The organism is Bacillus cereus group sp. MYBK108-1 (assembly GCF_051917185.1).
Classification (GTDB): Bacteria; Bacillota; Bacilli; order Bacillales; family Bacillaceae_G; genus Bacillus_A; species Bacillus_A cereus.
Genome location: NZ_JBQAHZ010000006.1, coordinates 65,884 through 85,446, shown reverse-complemented (window position 1 = coordinate 85,446; position 19,563 = coordinate 65,884). Strand labels below are relative to the sequence as shown.

The following is a 19,563-nucleotide window of genomic DNA, read 5'->3' as shown; positions in this document are numbered from 1 at the left end:
TGGTTGAATGATACCGTTATTAAGGAGAGCTTTTGCTCTTCTTCCAGTTACTTAATATTGTTGATACATATCAGCGGTTCATTATTAGGTGATTGGAATAAGGATGAAACTTCACGTACCGGAATTAAAGCACAAATTAATAACCAATTTCAAAGCATCCATTCGGGTGCTTTTATTTTGGAGGAGGATAAAAGATGGACGAGCAAAAGGTTAAAGCCTCTGCGGTAACAGAGGCTGAAAAGAAAGAAAATATTTTGATTAAAATAGATATTAAGCTTTGTTCCCAAAAGTTAGCCCAACAACTTGATCGGCAAATACAAGTAAATAAGAAAAATTTTGGATATTAGATGGATTTGCATAGTAAGAAACTTCAACGTTAGTTAATGCAATATTACCAGTTTTGTTCAATATTTCCGTGATGTCTTCTTCATCAGAAAGCCTATTGATTTGTAAATTACGGAAATCAAAAGCACCTTCATGAAAACGCTCAATCATTTTTTCTTCTTCACTTTTTGGTAAATGGGAATTGAGCAAATTACCTGTTATCATTCCGAAAGCTGTAAATAGTGTGATTTTAGTATCTGGATGAATAGATACACCTTCTATTTCACCAGATTTAATAGCATCTATTGTATGGCCAAAACTAGTAATAGTAGTTGCCTTTAGGTCAATACCATTTTTTAATAGTTTTGGGATTTCAATTGCATCCATAATTATAGCACCTCCTTTCTTGTGATATAAATATATTCGACAAAAAAGATTGAAATCCTACAAATATAAATAAGCAAATAAGGATGAGGATCATGAAGCAATACAAAACCAAACAACAGAAGCGTAAGTTCTATGACAGTAGTGAGTGGAAGAGTATACGTGAGCAAGTAAAGAAGCGTGACAACTATGAGTGCCAGGAATGTAAACGTAATGGTAGTGTTCGTGTGGACACCAATGAATATAGTGAAAGTGCAAAGCGTAAGAAGATTCAGCTCGTTGTCCATCATATAAAAGAACTAGAACATCATCCAGAACTTGCATTAGAAATAGATAATCTCGAAACAGTCTGTGTGGATTGCCATAATAAAGAACACGGTAGAACATTCAAAAAGAAACCGAACAAATGGGAAAACGATGAAAAGTGGTAAAAATGATTCGATAATAACACCCCCCCTTAAAATATTTCATTAAAAATTGCTCTAAGGGGCACCGGAGGAGGGGGTTAACTGTCAGGTTTTTTTCGATTTTACGCACGTAAGGGGGGTGGGTAGATGGCTGTTAGTATTGTGAGATTAAAAGAACAGCTTATGAATAGTATTGATATTACAGATTTAGTCGAAGTTGAAAAGGTAGAAAGATATATTGATCTTGTAAAAGCATTTAGAAAAATAAATAAAACTATTAATAAAGAAGGCGAGTCTGTAACGATAAAAAACGGTTCTCAAGTTTTTGTTAAAGCCCACCCTCTTATAAGTGAGAGGAATAAAATTAACAGTTCATTAATTGCTTTGGGAAGAGATATAAAACTTTCTCCTAAAGTTGGTGCTTCTAATTCGGGTTACAGTCCAAGTGATTTAGTATGATTAGGCAAAAATATGTAGATGAATACAATGAACTTTATAGAAGTGGTAAAGTAAAGTTCAATAATGAAAGAGATTTGTTAATTGAATACCTGGAAAAATACGTTTTAAACAGAGACGACTTGTATTTTGATGATGAAATGATCGAGAAGTGTATCCGCTTTGGTGAAAAGTGGTACTTTCCATTACAATCATTTCAAAAATTCTTAATAGCATTCGTCTTTTTATTTTATAAGAAAAATGGCCGTGTATTTTATCGTAAATTCTTGTGGATGCTTGGCCGTGGCGGCGGTAAAAATGGTTTAATGACAGTTATTCTTCACTTTTTAATAAGCGAATTACATGGAATTCCTGAATATAACATTTCCGTTGTTGCAAACAGTGAAGAGCAAGCAAAAACAAGCCCAGATGAAATTCATAAATGTATTAAAAGAAATGAAGTTTTACAAAGAGCTTTTAAAACAACATTAACACAAACCATTTCGAAATCGACTGGAAGTGTAGTGAAGTTTAGAACATCAAACGGAGACACAAAAGATGGTCTTCGCGATGGCGCTGTAATGTTTGATGAAGTCCATCAATATGAAAGCAATAAAGATGTCCGTGTTCACATCAGTGGTTTGGGAAAAAAGAAAAATCCGCGTGAGTTTTACATTGGTACAGATGGATATGTAAGAGATGGATTCTTAGATAAATTAAAAGAAAAGGCAATGAAAGTTTTAAAGGGTGAAGCCCGTCCGAATGCGCTGTTCCCTTTCATCTGTAAATTAAATGATGAAAAAGAAGTTGATGAAATCGATAATTGGGAAATGGCGAATCCAATGTTATCTCAGCCGTTAAGTGAGTATGCTGAAGGCTTACTTGAAACAATAAAAGAAGAGTATGAGGATTTAGAGGACGATCCTAGTAATCGAGAAGAGTTCATGACAAAGCGAATGAACTTACCTGTTACAAATTTAGAACGATCTGTTGCGAAATGGTCAGAAATCCTTGCTACAAATCGTCCTTTCCCTGATTTATATGCCCAAGAATGCATAGGAGCGTTAGACTTTGCGAGTATTCGGGACTTTGCAGCATGTGGTCTTTTATTTAGACAAAATGGTGAATATATCTTTAAAACTCATTCCTTCGTCCGAAAAGAATTTGTTGATATCTATTACGGATATTCTAAAAAAGCAGGCGAGTTCAAGAAACAAAAATTCGCTCCAATTAAAGAGTGGGAAGAGCAAGGTTTGTTAACAGTTGTGGACGAGCCTACTATTAATCCTCAACATATTGTTGATTGGTTTGTAGCAATGCGCGAGCAATATGGAATCAAAAAGATTATAGCTGATAACTTCCGTATGGAAGCAATAAGACCACTATTAGTAGCAGAAGGATTTGAAATAGAAGTTATCCGAAACCCAAAAGCAATTCATAGTTTGTTAGCTCCACGTATCGAAATGGCGTTTGCAAATAAACAAATTGTTTTTGAGGATAATCCACTAATGCGTTGGTATACACAAAATGTGTTGGTTGTTATCAAAGCTGATGGAAATAAAATATACGAAAAGAAAGAGCCCGTTCGTCGAAAAACAGATGGGTTTCAGTGTTTTGTTCATGCTCTTTATCGGGCGGATGAGATACAAGAAGCTACTGATTTTGTTATAGGCAATATTAAATTCTAATAAAGGGGGTGATAACCATTGGATGGTTAGGTTCAGTATTTAAAAGAAATAAAGAACTAGAATTCATGTTGGATCTGGACATAATAACTGATACAGCAAACAGGCTTCATATGAAACGCTTGGCAATTGATACATGCGTTTCATTTTTAGGAAGGACGATTAGTCAATCTGAATTTAGAATAAGAAATGGTAAAGCATTTAAGAAGGATGAGCTTTATTATCGATTAAATGTAAGACCAAACAAGAATATGACCGCAAGTACCTTTTGGGAACGGTTTGTTCGAAAACTTATTTATGATAATGAGTGTTTAGTTATACAAGCAGATGATGGTGATTTACTTATTGCAGATGGATTTCAACATAATGAGTACGCTGTGTTTGAAGATACTTTTACGGATGTAAGGGTAAAAGATTATACGTTTAAGAGAAGTTTTAAACAAAGCGAAGTTATTCATTTGAAGTATCGGAATGATAAATTAACCCCACTTATTGATGGATTATTTGCAGATTATGGGGATTTGTTCGGCAGAATATTAAACTCTCAAAAACGTAAAAATCAAGTTCGTGGAACAGTTGATATGGATATGATTGGTGCTAAAACTGAGGAACAAATAGCAAAGTTACAAGAGTTTATAGACAACATGTATAAGTCAATTGGTTCAAAAGATATAGCTATTGTTCCACAGCAAAAAGGTATTAATTATAACGAGATATACAATGGCGTTGCAAATGGCCCAAGTGTGGAAGAAATCAATAAAGTAACAAATGGTTTCTTAAATCAAGTAGCTATGGCAATCGGTATTCCTATAGCTTTGATATATGGAGAAATGGCTGATGTAGAAAAGCAAACGAAAAATTATATGCTTTTCACAGTACGACCATTATTAAAAAAACTATCTGATGAAGCGAACGTTAAATTCTTTGAAATGAGTGAATATCTTTTGGGACAAAAAATTGAGGTTAAAGCTGTTTCCTATCAAAGTATATTTGATCTTGCGACAAGTATTGATAAGCTCATTTCTTCAAGTGCATTTACAGGAAATGAAATTCGTTCAGAAGTAGATTATGAAGAGTCAGATGATCCAAACCTAAATGTCCATCATATTACGAAGAACTATACAAAATTAAATGAATCTGAAGGGGATGAGAAATGATGGAACATGTGAATATGAGTAAGCTTTTGAATTTAAAACGAGACATTCGTTTTGAAGCTAAAGGTGAAAATGAATACAAATTAACTGTTTATGGATCAATTGGTGGATGGTTTAGTGAAAATAATGCTGAAGCAGTAAGAAGAAAAATTCAAGATGTTAAAGCAGAAAAAATTCACGTTCATATTAATTCGGGTGGAGGTTCCGCATTCGATGGTGTAGCAATTTGTAATCAGTTAAAGCAGCATAGTGCAGAAATTATAGTTCATATTGATGGTTGGGCAGCTAGTGCCGCATCTGTAATTGCAATGGCAGGAGACAGAATTATTATGCCTAGTAATACTATGATGATGATTCACCAAGCAAGTACCTTTGAATATGGAAACGCAGATCTTTTTGAAAAAACAGCAAGAGATTTACGAAAGATTGATTCAGCTTTAGCAGGATCTTATAAGAAACGTTTTGTTGGAACAGATGAAGAATTAAAACAACTTTTAAAAGATGAAACTTGGCTAACAGCAGAGGAAGCAGTAGCTCTTGGTTTAGCTGATGAAATTGCAGATGAAATTGAAATTGATGATACGCAAGAGGATGAAGAGGAGGAAGTTGTAGAAAATTTAAAAGAAAGTTTAGTAGCTAAGTATACGAAACAACAAAATAATCAAAATCCAAAAGAGCTTATTCAAGAGCCTGTTCATACAAAACAGAATTTGAGTACGCTCTTTTTAACATTAGGAGGAAAATAAAATATGGTTATCAAGTTTAATAATTTTGAAGAAAAGAAACTAGCATTTGCAAAAGCTACACAGGAAGGTACAGCAGAAGAGCAATCAGTAGCATTGAACTCCATGATTGAAGCACTTGCTACAGATGTAAGAACAGATATTTTAAATCAAGTGAATGAATCAATGGTAGATCGTTCTATCATGCAATCTCGCGGTGCTAATGTATTAACAAGTGAGGAAATGAAGTTCTTTAATGCAGTTGTGGAAGAAGGCGGCTTTAAGTCTACTGAAAATTTACCTAAGACAACCCAAGAACGTATTTTTGATGATTTAGTTGAAGATCATCCTTTCCTACAACATATCGGTCTTGAAAATCTGGGTGCAGTAACAGAATTTATTTACGGAGATCCAGAAGGCGCAGCGGTATGGGGACCATTATTTGATGGTATTAAAGGTCAATTAAATGCTACATTCCGTAAAGATAGCATTTCCCAACTTAAATTGACGGCATTTATTCCATTAGCAAATGACATGTTGAAACTTGGGCCTGTATGGGTAGAACGTTATGTTCGTACAATGATTACAGAAGCGATGAAAGTAGGTTTAGAACGTGGATTTGTAGCTGGTACAGGTAAAAATGAACCTATTGGGTTATTAAAAGATCCAAGTGGAAGTGTTGTGAATGGAGTATATCCAGATAAAAAGCCAGTAGGCACTTTAACGTTCGAGCCAGGCCGCAAAACAATCAATGAATTAAAAGGTGTTGTTAAACTACTAGCTAAAAAATTAAATGCTGATGGTTCAGACGCAGATCGACCAAAAAATATTGCTGGTAAAGTAGTTATGGTAACTAATCCGTTTGATACTTTTGATATTCAAGCAAACGCGACAATTCAAAATGCGGCTGGAGTATATGTAACTAGTTTGCCATTTAATCCAATTCTTACAGAGTCAGTGTTTGTACCTCAAGGAAAAGTATTATTCTTTGTTAAAGGTCAATATGTTGCAGCAATGGGTGGAACAGAGCCAATCAAGAAGTATGAAGAAACATTAGCTTTAGAAGATGCAACTGTTTATATTGCTAAACAATATGCTACAGGTAAACCGAAGGATAAATACACTTCACAAGTTTACACATTAAAGCTTGAAGAAGTAACACCACCGACTGAAGGGTGATGTAAATGGAAACAGTAATTTCAGACGAAATAATACAGCAGTTCAAAGATAGGATGCACTTGGGTGATGATGAAGACGATAACCTAAAGCGCATCCTTTTTGCATCCAATGAAGCTTTATTAAAAGTATGTGGATTGTATGACATAAACAAAGATGAGACGTTCAAAGAATTAGTTTTTGAACGTTCTCGTTATGCTTATAATGATGCACTTGAGTATTTTACTAAAAACTTTTTAACCGAAATTAATAGTTTTGGTATTGCAAAAGCATTAGAAGAAATCAAATTGGACGGTGAGTAATATGCGTCCTTTTCAGTATAAAAAACCACTGAATACAGGTGACTTTAGAAATCGAATTAGCATTGAACAACCTGAAATAATAAAAGATGAATTGAATCAAGCAATTGAAACAGGTAATTGGGAAGAAGTTAAAAGTGCATGGGCAATGATAAAAACGGTGAAAGGGTCTGAGTATATTGAAGCTTCAGCTTCACAGTCTACACGAATTTATCGGTTTGTAATTCCTTATACAACAGGTATTACAGAATTAATGCGAATTAATATGAAGAATCGTATCTTTGACATTATCGAACCGCCAATGAATGATGATGAAATGTATCAAACATTGACTATTATCGCAAAGGAGCATGTTTAATATGAGTAATTTTGCGAGTGATCTTGCTAGAGAATTGCAAAGATATGCAAATGTTGTGGAAGAAGAATTAACAAATGCACAAGAAGATGTAGCTAATATTGCTGTAAGTAAGTTAAGACAAAATAGCCCTAAAAAAACAGGTGGTTATCGTAAAGGTTGGCGTAAGAAAAAAGTGGGTAAAGCCGTTGTTATCCATAATACAAAAGGGCAATTAACGCATCTTTTAGAAAATGGCCATGCGAAAGCTAGTGGTGGCCGAGTACCGGAGAAAGTGCATATTCGTCCCGTTGAAGAGTATGTAATTGATGAATTGCCAAAATGTATTGAAAGGGCAATTGAATCATGACATTAACATTAGGAGAATTTATAAAAATTCTTGAAGCTACAGGCTATCCTGTGGCTTATTCGCATTTCATAGCAACACCAGGTAATCCAGTTCCAGCGCCACCGTATATCTGTTTTCTTGTGGATGGGTCAGCAAATTTAATGGCTGATAACAAGGTGTATCACAAGATAAATGATGTAAATATAGAGCTTTATACAACTAAGAAAGATGTAGTTGCGGAAGCCAAGTTAGAACAAGTACTAGATGATCACGAGATTCCTTATGACTCGTATGGGACTTTTATTGAATCTGAAAATATGTATCAAAAATTTTATGAAACGAGGTTGATATAAATGAATGAAAATAAAGTAGCATTTGGTTTAAAGAATGTCCATTATGCGCTTTTCGATATTAAAGATGGTGTAGTTACATTTAATACACCAATTCCATTACCTGGTGCGGTTGAATTAACGTTTGATCCACGAGGGGATTTAATTGAATTCTACGCTGATGACATGCTTTATTACGCTGCAAGTAATAACCAAGGATATGATGGAACGCTTTCTATTGCGACTATTCCGGAACAATTTGCAATTGATGCACTAGGAGAGGAATTAGACGAAGAAGATGGTGTGTTAAATGAGTTAGCGGATGCGAAAGGAAAATCATTTGCATTATTATTTGAATTTGATGGCGATGTACGAGCAACTCGCCACGTTATGTTTAACTGTTCTGCAAGTCGTCCAACACTTGCATCTAAAACGAAAACAAATTCAGCGGAGCCAAATACAAATGAACTTAAATTTGTATCCAGCCCTATTGATATTAATGGAAAACGTATGGTTAAAACGAAAACTACTACTAAATCAAAAACAGATATTTATAATAATTGGTACAAAAAAGTGTATACAAAAGTACCTGCATTACCAAAAGGAGCGTAAGTAGATGGAAAAGACAATTACAATAGACGGAAAACAGGTCAAATTAAAAGCTAACGCAGCATCAGCCAAGCGATATAAGGCGCAATTTAGACGGGATTTATTTGCCGATATGTTTAAATTAGGAGCTATAGGTACATTCGCTTCGCAAGATGCAACAGAAGGTACTATTGATTTTTCTAACTTAGATTTCGACAAGGTAGATTTTGAAGTTTGTTACGATTTAGTTTGGTTATACGCTAAAACAGCTGATCCTGAAATTCCAGACCCGATGACTTGGTTAGAAGGATTTGATGAGTTTCCTATTTACGATATAATGCCGGAAATTAATGAGATGGTTCAAAAAACAATGGGAGCAAAAAAAAAGTAAAGAAAATTAATGGAGAGCAAGGGACCTTCGGTGATGAAGAATTAAGCACTGAATTGTTCCTTGCTCTTTGTTATGAAGCAAAGCTCACATATTGGGACTTAGAAGTAATGACGATTGGTGATTGTTTTGATTATATCGCTGAGTATGCTGAAATGAAAAATCCAGGAAAAGAAAAAGTTCGAAAAGCAACTCAAGAAGACTTTAATGCTTTCTAAGAAAAAAGGGGTGAGATAATGGCAGGAGGAAAAATTAAAGGAATTACGATTGAAATTGGAGGAAATACGCAGCCGTTACAAAATGCCTTAAAAGACGTGAATAAGCAAAGTGATTCTTTGACTAAAGAGTTAAAAGATGTTGAACGTTTATTAAAGTTTAATCCCGGTAACGTTGAAGCACTTGCTCAAAAGCAACAGTTGCTTACACAACAAATTGAAAAAACTACACAAAAGCTCGATAAATTAAAAGAAGCGGAGCAACAGGTTCAAGAGCAATTTCAAAATGGGAAAATTTCAGAAGAGCAGTACCGCGCATTTAGGCGTGAAATTGAATTTACACAAGGGTCACTTGATGGTCTGAAAAACAAGCTCGGTAATATGAAAGCCGAACAAGAAAATGTAGCAAGTTCAACACGACAATTAGAAACTTTATTTAGTGCTACAGGAAAAAGTGTTGATGATTTTGCGAGCGCATTAGGTAATCGTCTTGTAAATGCAATTAAAAGTGGATCGGCTACAAGTCGACAGTTAGAACAAGCAATTGGTCTTATTGGTCGTGAAGCTTTAGGGGCTGAAGCTGATATTGAAAAATTACAACGTGCCCTCCGATCTGTGGATGCCGGAAACTCTATACAACAAGTACAAAATGAGTTAAGAGACTTACAACAAGAAGCTGGCAGAACCGAGAAGAAGTTTGAAGGTCTAAAAGTAGGATTAGAGAATGTTATCGGTGGATTAGCAGCTGGTGGTGGAATTGCAACAGCTGTTGAAAAAGCACTTGATATGTCAAAATTGAAAACCAAAATTGATATATCTTTTGATGTCCCTGAATCCTCGAAAAAATCAGTAGAAGAAGCAATAAGAGGCGTAACAGCTTATGGAGTGGATGCTGAAGAATCACTTGCTGGTGTACGTAGGCAATGGGCTTTAAATAAAGATATTAGTGATGAAGCGAATGCATCTATCGTTAAAGGTGCAGCAACAATCGCGCAATCCTATGACGGTATAGATTTTACAGAGTTGATTCAAGAAACCTATGAAATAGGAAGTGAATTAGGAATAACGCAAGATAGTGCTCTTGGTATGGTTGATGCTTTGTTAAAAATGGGATTTCCGCCAGAACAGTTAGACATCATTGCTGAATATGGTAGTCAGTTAACCCGTGCAGGCTTTAAAGCTGAGGAAGTCCAAGCAATTATGGAAGCTGGTGTTGAAACTGGTAGTTGGAATATCGATAATTTATTGGATAAAGTATTGTCCCTATGAATGGTGACATTCATAGAAAACTCCTTTAAAACGGTGGAACTCTCTTTTGTAGAGACAATACCGTGCCAAGCATTTAATAAATCAAAGATGTTATTTACTTTATAAATTCAGATGTATTTTCCTTATGGATGATTTAACTTTTCCATTGATAAGCCGTTTTATTGTTAATAATTTTAAAATTATTCAATAATCCTCTCTGTTACTGTAAGATATTGTATTAGGAGTGAGGTTATGGATAGAAGATTTTACATTTATGAATGGATAAGACTTGATACTAACGAACCTTTTTATGTAGGAAAGGGTAGTGGTAATCGAGCATATCAAATTGACAAAAGTAGAAATAGGTATTTTAAAAATATTTTAAACAAAACTGAGGTAGCTGTTGCTATCATATCTAATAATTTAACCGAAAAAGAAGCTTATGATGCTGAAGTTTGGTTCATTTATGAATATAAGCATATTTTAAACTACAAACTTGTTAATTTAGATGATGGAGGACTTGGTGCAGTAGAAGGAAAGTTTAACCACATGTATGGTCGGAAAGGGTCATTACATCCGAATTACGGCGTGGTTGTGTCAGAGGAAACCCGCAGAAAACAAAGTCTAGCTCGTTCGGGGAAAAGAAATGGGATGTACGGAAAACGTGGGGATTTAAGCCCTATATACGGACGTAAGAGAAATGAACAAGAGCGTGTAAATATAAGCCAGGCATTAAAAGGAAAAAAGAAATCAGAAGAACATAAACGAAACTTAAAAATAGCTAGAGAGAAAATGGATATAAGTGGAAGTAATAACCCGAACTATGGAAACGGTCAAGCTATTGCAGGAGGTAAAAATCCTGCTGCTGTAAAAGTTAAAGTTACTGACAATCTGGGAAATGTTACAATCTATGAAACGAAAGAAATAACAAGTAAACAATTTAAAATAAGTTTATATTTATTAACTAAGTTATTAGGTAAGAAAATTTCTGTAGAAGATGATTTTAATAGGCAAAAAAGTAAATATCGTCATTTAGAGGGATATAAATTTGATTTGTTAGATGAAGGTGTAACGACTAGTCGAAAGACGTACACTATAAGCGAATGATAGTGGAAATGGGGAGCATCTAGGCACTACTCTTTGCTTAGATGATGATATAGTCTGGTCTTACTGGTGACAGTAAGCGGTCCTTAGGGGACGGGTGAAGTATTGCGAACTTTACTGAACATATCGGGTTTAAAAGAGGGACGAATTCAATTAACTGAATTCGCACAAGGAGCTGATAAGGCCTTAAAAGAGGCGCTTGACGGTTCTGGTATTGCAACTGAACAAATAGAAAAATGGGGAGCATCTGTTGCTAAAGGCGGAAGAGATGGCGCAGCAGCGATGGTAGAAGTAGCTAAAGCTATTGACGGAATAGAAGACCCAGTTAAGAAAAATCAGGTTGGGGTTAAAGTTCTAGCCACTATGTTTGAAGATCAAGGTCAAAATTTAACAAACACTTTAATTGAAGCTTCTAAGAAAACAAAAGATCTTCAACAAAACCAAGACAACTTAAATGAATCTGTTAAAAAATTAGATGCAAATCCAGCTGTAAAGTTCCAAAAAGCGATGGGCGATTTACAAATGGCTCTTGAACCTATACTAGGAGTAATTGCTGATGTTGTTGCTAGTATTGCTGATTGGATTTCTAATAATCCAGAATTAGCAGCGACATTAGCGGCAGTTGCAACGGCTATTGGAGTAATTTCAGGGGCACTTATGGCTATTGCACCAATTGTTTTATCGGTCATGGGGGTATTTGAAATTGGGGCCGCCGCGGCACTAGGTATAGTTGCTATTGTTCCTATTATCATAGCCGCTATAGTTGCTCTTGGAGTGGCTATTTATAAGAACTGGGATGATATTAAAAATTGGACAATAGAAGCATGGGATTCTATTAAAGAGTACTTAGTAGAGCTTTGGGACGGGATATCCCAATCCTGTAGTGAAGCATGGTCTTCATTTTTAGAAGCAATGCATGAATTTTTTGATCCGATAGGTCAATTTTTTAATGATTTATGGGAGGGTGTAAAGCAGGCGTGTAGCGATGCATGGAATTCTACTGTTGAATTCTTTTCTGAAGCATGGTCTTCTTTCATAGAAATGATGCATAGTTTCTTTGATCCGATAGGTGAATTCTTTAGTAGTTTATGGTCTGGCATTGTTGAAACTGCTTCCTCTTGGTGGTCCTCTTTAGTTGAAACGGCGTCTGAATTATGGGGAACATTAACGCAAGCATGGCAAGAAACATGGGATACAATTCTTACTGTTTTAGATCCAATTATTTCGGCAGTTTCTACCGTTTTAGAAGCTGGTTGGTTGTTAATACAGGCAGGTGTACAAATCGCATGGGCAGCAATCTGTCAATATATTATTCAACCAATTCAGGAAGCTTACGACTGGGTAAGTACACAAATCGGTGAAATGGTCACTTGGCTTGGTACGCAATGGGAAATTGCAAAAGCTATGGCACAAATTGCTTGGGGACTATTTAAGCAATATATTATTCAACCTGTTCTAGACACTTGGAACTTAGTAAAAGAAAAGTTCAGTGATTTAGTTTCTTGGCTAAATTCACAATGGGAGACAGTTAAATCATATACATCAGCAGCATGGGGTTTATTTAAACAATATATTATAAAACCTGTACAAGATACTTGGAATTTAGTAAAAGAAAAGTTTAGTGATTTATCCAATTGGATGTTAGGAATTTGGGCGAAAATAAAAGGGTATACACTTGAAGCCTGGAAGATGGTTTACACATACATCGTTGAACCAGTTATTTCAGCTTATAATTCTGCAAAAGAGAAATTCAATGATATGTACAACACAGCACGGGAAAAATTTGATTCAGTTAAGAATGCAGCTCAAGAAAAATTTGAAGCGGCAAAACATTTTATTATAGATCCAATTAAAGATGCAGTTGACAGTATAGAAAAATTCATTGGGAAGATTAAAGGATTCTTTAGTGACTTGAAGTTAAAAATTCCAAAACCAGAAATGCCACCTCTTCCACACTTCAGCTTACAAACAAGCACGAAAAATGTTTTAGGTAAAGATGTTACATTTCCGTCAGGAATTAATATTGATTGGCGCGCAAAAGGTGGTATCTTCACTAAACCAACTATCTTCGGAATGAATGGTGGAAATTTGCAAGGTGCAGGAGAAGCGGGAAGAGAAGCGGTGCTTCCCCTGAATAAAAAGACACTTGGAGATATTGGTGCAGGAATTGTAGCAACCATGCCACGACAACAATTTGTTATGCCGGGAGAAATAAATCAATTAATGGGTGATATGAGCCGTATGATGGCTAGTTCTGTGAGTCAATTATCAGGATTAAAGAGTGTCATGAGTGGTGTGTATGGAAGCATGTCAAATAGTAGACAAGCTATGGCAAGCAGCGTATCAAATCAAGTGATTAATTACGGATCTGGTTCGTCTTCTAGTGGTGGAGTTATTCCAATGCTTGGTGGAGATTTAGTTATTGAAGTGCCTGTTAATTTAGAAGGAAGAGACGTGGCACGCGGTACGTATCGCTATACAACCGAGTATCAAGAAAGAGAAGCAAAAAGAAACTCAGCCTTTTAGGTTTGGGTTTCTTTTATTTTATAAAGAAATGAGGTGTTAGCATGAGTTCTTTTACTTTTAACAACCAACGAAAGGAGTACATTCAAATAGAAAAGGGATGGAAAAGACCAGCGTGGGCTCCATTAAAACGGAAATTTCTAAGTGTTCCAGGTTATCCAGGTGCAAGATTATTAACGACAGAAACTGAAATGCGAGTGTTACCTGTTCCGGTCGGAATTATTGTTCCTGATGGATCTGACCTAGAAACATTAAAAGAAGAAATAGCAGAGTGGTTAATTACAGAAAAACCTGTTGAATTAGTCTTTGATGTAACACCTAATAGGACATACCTAGCGGTTATTGATGAAAATTTTGATCCCGAGGATTTTGTTGCTTTAGGTAAAGGTACTTTGAATTTTGTTTGTCCGATGCCATATAAGTTAGGACCTACTAAAACAGTAGAATTTGAAATGGATGGGCGTGGATTAATAGCAAATTTTCAAAACAAAGGAAGTGTAGAATCCAATCCAATTATAGAGGTTGAAGTGACAAAGCCTTCTACATTTCTTGATGTATGGAATGGAACGAATTATTTTCGCATTGGATATCCATTAAAAGCAGACCAAGTTCCAGTTGAAAGAAATCAACGTGTGTTATGGGACGAGATGGGAACAACCATAGGATGGACGGATGTACCTAAAACTGAGGACATGACTGGTGGAGGAAAGTTTAAATCAGATGGATACCGTTTTATGGCCGAGTATCTAGGTGAACCTACAGTAAAAGGATGGCATGGTTGCATAGCCAAAAAGAATATTCCACAAGGACCATTACAGGATTTTATCATGCAAGCTTATGTACACATTAATAGTTATCATTGGGATCAAATGGGGCGTGTGGAAATCGGTCTTCTTGATGAAAATAGCGATTATGTAGCCCGTATATCAATGAGTGATGTTCAATGGGAAGCCGAGCAAAACAGTGGATTTGCTAGTGTGGGGAACAGTAAGAAACCAGGTGGGCAAGTTTTAATTAATGAACATGGAGATCATCCAGATACTTGGACTAATTTTAGAGGGCGATTATGGCTCGCTAGGACCGGTAATAGATGGGAAGCGTATATTTCTAAATTCATATTAGGTACGGAGATTGACGATGCTGAAAGGTTCGTTGTCTGGTTTGATGAAAATAACGTGAATATGAATAAAGTCACTCAAGTACAAATTAGCATTTCTCAGTTCTCTAACAACATGTTTTGTTCGCAAATGTCTATTGACGATTTGAAAATTTGGAAGGTTAACATGAATACACAAAATAATCCTCCTTATATCTTTGATGTTGGTGACAAAGTAGTTATTGATACTGAGCGAAGTCTTGTAACGATAAATGGTAAAAGTGCTATTAATCTAAAAGATATATTTAGTGACTATCCTGTTATTCATAAGGGTTCGAATAAACTAGAAATCATGCCTTCAACTGTCGGAACAGCCAAAGTAACGTATAGGGAGCGATTTAGATGAGGACACCAAGTGGAATCTTACATGTTGTTGATTTTAAAACGAGTCAAATTGTTTCCAATATACACCCAAAAGATTATTGGGACGATAAACGACATTGGGAAATAAAAAATAACATTGATACATTAGAGTTTAAAGTGTTTGATAATACAGATCATGCAGTTACACTCATGCAGCAAAATTTAGTTTTAAAAGAAGTTCGTGATGGTCGCATTGTTCCATATGTAATTACTGAAGCTGAAAAAGATTCAGATGATAGATCAGTCATTGCTTATGCATCTGGTGAATGGATTCAACTCGCGAAAGTTGGCATTATCAATCCACAGAAGATTGTAGGTAAAACGGTCAATGAGTTTATCGATATAGCTCTTGTGGGTACGAAGTGGAAAAGAGGAAAAACAGAATACGCTGGCTTCCACACTATGACGATTGATGAATTTATAGATCCACTGAAATTTTTAAAAGACATTGCTTCCTTATTCGATTTAGAAATTCAATATCGCGCGGAAGTTGTAGGGTCTCAAATTGTTGGTCGTTATGTAGATATGGTGAAAAAACGAGGGCGTGATACAGGCAAAGAAGTAACTCTGGGTAAAGATTTGATGGGTATCAAACGAATTGAGAATTCCCAAAACATCTGTACAGCCCTATTAGGATTCGTAAAAAAAGAAGGTGGAGACTTTATAACCATCTCTAGTATTAATAATGGAATTCCTTATCTTGTAGACAACGATGCATTCCAGCGATGGAATGAACGAGGACAACATAAATTCGGATTCTATACACCGGAGACAGAGCAAGATATAACACCACAACGTTTAATGACTCTTATGAAAACAGAGATAAAGAAACGCGTTAATACATCTGTTTCTTATGAAGTAAATGCACAAAGTATTGGCCGTGTATTTGGACTAGCTCATGAGCTGATTAATGAGGGGGATACAATCCGAATAAAAGATACAGGATTTACACCGAAACTTTATTTAGAAGCACGTGCAATCGCTGGTGACGAATCATTTATAGATCCTTCACAAGATAAATATGTATTTGGTGATTATCGTGAAATTACCGATCCGAATGAAGAAATGCGAAAATTATACAATAGAGTACTTGCTTCTTTAGGTAATAAAGCTAATAAAGAACTATTAGAACAACTAGAAAAGTTAGCAGAAGAAGCGAAGGGTACAGCCGAACAAGCTCAAAGAGAGTCTCAAGCAGCCAAGAAACTTGCTGAAAAGGTCCAGGAAAATCTAAAAAATAATACGGTGAATATTATTGAAGCTAAAAATCCACCGTCCGATAATCTTATAGTAGGTAAAACAGTGTGGCGAGATATTACCAACGGTAAAACGGGTATTTTAAAAGTGTGGAACGGTAAAGGTTGGGAACTCCTTATTCCTGATGTAGAGTCAGTAAAGGAAGAAACACTGAAACAAGTTAATAAAGATATTCAGCTCACAAAAGAAGCATTAAACAAAAAAGTGGAAGAAGCGCAAAGTGAAACCAATGGACAATTCAAGGAAGTTAAAAATAGTCTCCAAGAAGTTTCGCAAACGATTAAAAATGTACAAAACTCTCAAGGTGAAATTAATAAAGCTGTTTCTGAAATGAAACAAACTAACGAGGGTTTTACTAAATCTATTGAATCATTAACAAAAAAAGATGGTGAAATCACTGAAAAATTAAATACAGTGGAAGATACAGTTGAAGGTACAAAACATACTATTGCCGATGTGAAGCAAACAACAAACGTTTTAACAAAAACAACAAATGAAATAAAGAACACGGCGACTTCAAATAAGCAGACCATTGAACAATTACAAACCGACATGAGTAACATTTCTGTAGGTTCAATTAATCTAGCAAGCGATTCGGAAACAGGGTTAAACAAACAGAATATGACCGGAACATGGTCAGACAGTAAACAAATGACTCTTTCTAATAAGATTAATTACAGAAATAAGACGTTTACTATTTCTTTTTTATTCACTGGGAAAATGACTAAACTTAATACAAATCCTTGGTTCGGTGTAGAAACGGCAATAACTTATACAGACGGAGAGCAAGAATGGAAATCTGTACGTGCAGACTCACAATTAAAGATTAATGTAGCTTATAAGGACGAGCCTCTAACTGTTACATTCAAAACAAAAGATAAGGATGTAACTCAAATTAGGTTTTATTACTCTGGACGCAATATTGATGGTAATTTAAACTCACATCATGCGAAATTGGAAGAGGGGAACATAAGAACTACATGGCAGCCTGCTAATGATGAAGTTACTTCTAAAGAAACGTTCACGAAAAAAACAACTGAGATTGAGCAAAGTGTGAATAGAATCAAAGAAAGTATTAAAACTGTAGAAAAAACACAAATCTCTTTTAATGAACGTGTTAACACTGTAGAAAAGAATGCAGAAGGAACAACTGCAAGTGTTAAGAGATTACAGGAAACACAAACTGAGCAAGGAAAAACGCTTAGTGAGGCTACTACAACAATAGGTCAACATTCTGAAGCATTGAAATTAACAATGAAAAAGAAAGACGTTGAGGATTATGTAGGCGGTTTAGGTACTGTCAACGAATTGCGTGATGCGGATTTTAAATTAGGGCAGAAATATTGGTTTTGGAATAGTGGTAATGGAGCAACTGGATCTGTTGATACGAATTTAAAATACAAAGGTATGAATACATTTGCAATTACCGGTACTGGCCAGACTCAAGATCGTTGGTGGGGACTTACAAGTCAATTCATTGAGTGTCAGATTAACGAGGACTTTGTTGCATCAGGTTATTTCAATACGGATGGGAAAACACTTATTGATAGTGGCGGTGCATTTATAGAAATTGAATGGTGGACGGCTGACAAAAAAACTCGTGTTAAAACAGCTAGAACTAATATCAAGGTTGTAAATCATACATGGGTTCGTGCTGTATGTACAGATAAAGCGCCAGCTAATGCAGCGTTTGTGAGATGGCGTTATTACGTTACGAGAAATGGGCGTTTATGGTGTGCTGCACCTATGTTACAACGTGGCATTATAGCTACAGAATTTTGGTTACATCCGAAAGATCAAACTGATGTTGATAAAATGATGGAAGATATCGCTAATAAAGTAGCTACCGAAAAATACAATCAGAAAGTTACTGAATTAGAAAGAAGTATTAGTGCTACTGAAAAAGGCGTTTCAATTATCTCTGGAAAACAAGAAACGTTTATAAATGAGACTTATAATGCCTATGTAAAGAAAACGGAATCTAAGTTAGAAGTGTTAGATGAAGGGATTTTAGCGCAAATTTTAAAGGACGGCATTGTCACTGCGATCAATATGTCCCCTGGGAAAATTACAATCAATGCTGCAAAACTGGATATTAATGCCGATACAATGGTGCGATGGTTAACCGCAAAGGGTATTGATACGAATCTTATCAAAATTAATGGCGATAAGATTACCATCGATAAAAACGGCGTTACTATTAAAATGTTAGACTTCCTTTTTGAAGATGAATGGGGAACGAAAACAACTGTTATGCCAAAACGAAATTTAATAGCCGATCATGATTTTTCTAGTGTTCCAAAATTGAACATAGGTAACCCAAATTATCAGGGGTTTGGTGCTGGATATGGTCTACCTTGGAAAGTACAAGGAAACGGTGTAGTGATAGAAAATAACACTTTTATATTTAACTATGAACAAATGGTAAATGCAGTCCGTGTCGACACGTATAATTATCCAGAAACAAAGGTTCAAAACGGGATTCATCCAGGAAACTTTTATACATTGTCAGCACATTATCGAACCGCACAGATTAACGGTGTGCGTACAACTGCAAAACCACGTTTGCAGGTATGTTTTGTTACGCCATTGGATGAAGTGAGTTATAAAATTTGGCACGAAATATATAAAGATTTTCCAGAGCCATCTACATTTTATGGTGAAATTAGAAGGTATAATTTCACATTTACCGTTCCTAACAATTACAATCCACAAGAACATATGATTGTAGTTAAAGTTACAGCTGCAAATGCGCAAGTTTCTGCGGGTAGAGCTGTTTGTGTTTCAGGTATAACATTGGTTAGTGGTAACTATGCTTGCATGTATAACTGGGATCGTGCGGCAGCAGAAAGGGCCGATGGTCTTCAACCGTTTAATAAAATTGCTATAGGCAGCGTAAATAACAACATAGGTCCAGCTGCTCATGGACAGACCTTTGATATAAGTACAGAAAGGGATGTATTCATAAATCAACCTATTCTAACGCAGGGAATAAATTTAGGGCGTAATAAAATGGGCCAAGCTGGGTCCATTCGTTTCTTTGATGGCGGTCAAGGATATGGGTTTTATTTTATGGGAATGGGAGGACAATGGTACAAGCTACCTAACGTTTAGGAGGAAAAT

17 protein-coding genes and 1 pseudogene are annotated in these 19,563 nt (G+C 35.7%); 17 read left to right on the top strand and 1 reads right to left on the bottom strand.

The features are described from left to right. Positions 1–270: 270 nt before the first annotated feature. Positions 271–711: a hypothetical protein gene (locus ACTFSL_RS11420; RefSeq protein WP_440041760.1), complete on the bottom strand. Its 441-nt coding sequence runs from the start codon at positions 709–711 to the stop codon at positions 271–273. A 92-nt stretch (positions 712–803) separates the two neighbouring features. Between ACTFSL_RS11420 and ACTFSL_RS11415 the strand changes: the two genes are divergently transcribed. From ACTFSL_RS11415 to ACTFSL_RS11335, 17 genes and pseudogenes are all read left to right on the top strand, one after another. Then, positions 804–1,139 (top strand): HNH endonuclease, encoded by a 336-nt coding sequence (locus ACTFSL_RS11415; RefSeq protein WP_098832828.1) that lies wholly within the window; start codon positions 804–806, stop codon positions 1,137–1,139. Between the two features lie 123 nt (positions 1,140–1,262). Then, positions 1,263–1,574, top strand: a complete 312-nt coding sequence (locus ACTFSL_RS11410) for a P27 family phage terminase small subunit (RefSeq protein ID WP_000301142.1) — start codon at positions 1,263–1,265, stop codon at positions 1,572–1,574. Continuing rightward, positions 1,571–3,238, top strand: a complete 1,668-nt coding sequence (locus ACTFSL_RS11405; RefSeq protein WP_440041759.1) for a terminase TerL endonuclease subunit — start codon at positions 1,571–1,573, stop codon at positions 3,236–3,238. Before ACTFSL_RS11410 ends, ACTFSL_RS11405 begins: the two co-directional genes overlap by 4 nt. An 8-nt stretch (positions 3,239–3,246) precedes the next feature. After that, entirely contained in the window at positions 3,247–4,392 is a 1,146-nt protein-coding gene (locus ACTFSL_RS11400) for a phage portal protein (protein WP_440041758.1), read from the top strand. Beyond that, a complete protein-coding gene (locus ACTFSL_RS11395; protein ID WP_044798228.1) occupies positions 4,392–5,135 on the top strand; it encodes a head maturation protease, ClpP-related in 744 nt (247 codons plus the stop codon). The genes ACTFSL_RS11400 and ACTFSL_RS11395 overlap by 1 nt, the downstream gene beginning before the upstream one ends. A 3-nt stretch (positions 5,136–5,138) precedes the next feature. Further along, positions 5,139–6,290, top strand: coding sequence for a phage major capsid protein (locus tag ACTFSL_RS11390; RefSeq protein WP_440041757.1), 1,152 nt, complete (start codon positions 5,139–5,141; stop codon positions 6,288–6,290). Between the two features lie 5 nt (positions 6,291–6,295). Continuing rightward, positions 6,296–6,589 carry a hypothetical protein gene (locus ACTFSL_RS11385; RefSeq protein WP_000450783.1) on the top strand — a complete coding sequence of 98 codons (294 nt, stop codon included), beginning with the start codon at positions 6,296–6,298 and terminating at the stop codon, positions 6,587–6,589. Between the two features lies 1 nt (position 6,590). Further along, a complete protein-coding gene (locus tag ACTFSL_RS11380; protein WP_048558707.1) occupies positions 6,591–6,944 on the top strand; it encodes a phage head closure protein in 354 nt (117 codons plus the stop codon). Position 6,945: 1 nt separating this feature from the next. Further along, on the top strand, positions 6,946–7,290 hold the full coding sequence (locus ACTFSL_RS11375; protein WP_440041755.1) for an HK97 gp10 family phage protein: 345 nt from the start codon (positions 6,946–6,948) through the stop codon (positions 7,288–7,290). Beyond that, on the top strand, positions 7,287–7,622 hold the full coding sequence (locus ACTFSL_RS11370) for a hypothetical protein (protein ID WP_000176452.1): 336 nt from the start codon (positions 7,287–7,289) through the stop codon (positions 7,620–7,622). The genes ACTFSL_RS11375 and ACTFSL_RS11370 overlap by 4 nt, the downstream gene beginning before the upstream one ends. After that, on the top strand, positions 7,623–8,210 hold the full coding sequence (locus ACTFSL_RS11365; protein ID WP_001004907.1) for a major tail protein: 588 nt from the start codon (positions 7,623–7,625) through the stop codon (positions 8,208–8,210). A 4-nt stretch (positions 8,211–8,214) separates the two neighbouring features. Next, entirely contained in the window at positions 8,215–8,577 is a 363-nt protein-coding gene (locus ACTFSL_RS11360; protein WP_000415912.1) for a hypothetical protein, read from the top strand. 233 nt (positions 8,578–8,810) lie between these two features. Beyond that, positions 8,811–10,058 carry a hypothetical protein gene (locus ACTFSL_RS11355; protein ID WP_440041754.1) on the top strand — a complete coding sequence of 416 codons (1,248 nt, stop codon included), beginning with the start codon at positions 8,811–8,813 and terminating at the stop codon, positions 10,056–10,058. 231 nt (positions 10,059–10,289) lie between these two features. Then, positions 10,290–11,144 carry an NUMOD3 domain-containing DNA-binding protein gene (locus ACTFSL_RS11350; protein ID WP_440041752.1) on the top strand — a complete coding sequence of 285 codons (855 nt, stop codon included), beginning with the start codon at positions 10,290–10,292 and terminating at the stop codon, positions 11,142–11,144. Positions 11,145–11,264: 120 nt separating this feature from the next. Beyond that, positions 11,265–13,667, top strand: a pseudogene (locus ACTFSL_RS11345) (phage tail tape measure protein); the annotation flags it as partial. A gap of 41 nt (positions 13,668–13,708) precedes the next feature. Continuing rightward, a complete protein-coding gene (locus ACTFSL_RS11340; protein WP_098212697.1) occupies positions 13,709–15,166 on the top strand; it encodes a distal tail protein Dit in 1,458 nt (485 codons plus the stop codon). Then, the gene (locus tag ACTFSL_RS11335) at positions 15,163–19,554 is read left to right on the top strand and encodes a phage tail spike protein (protein ID WP_440041750.1); all 4,392 of its coding nucleotides are present in this window, start codon (positions 15,163–15,165) and stop codon (positions 19,552–19,554) included. The genes ACTFSL_RS11340 and ACTFSL_RS11335 overlap by 4 nt, the downstream gene beginning before the upstream one ends. Positions 19,555–19,563: the final 9 nt, after the last annotated feature.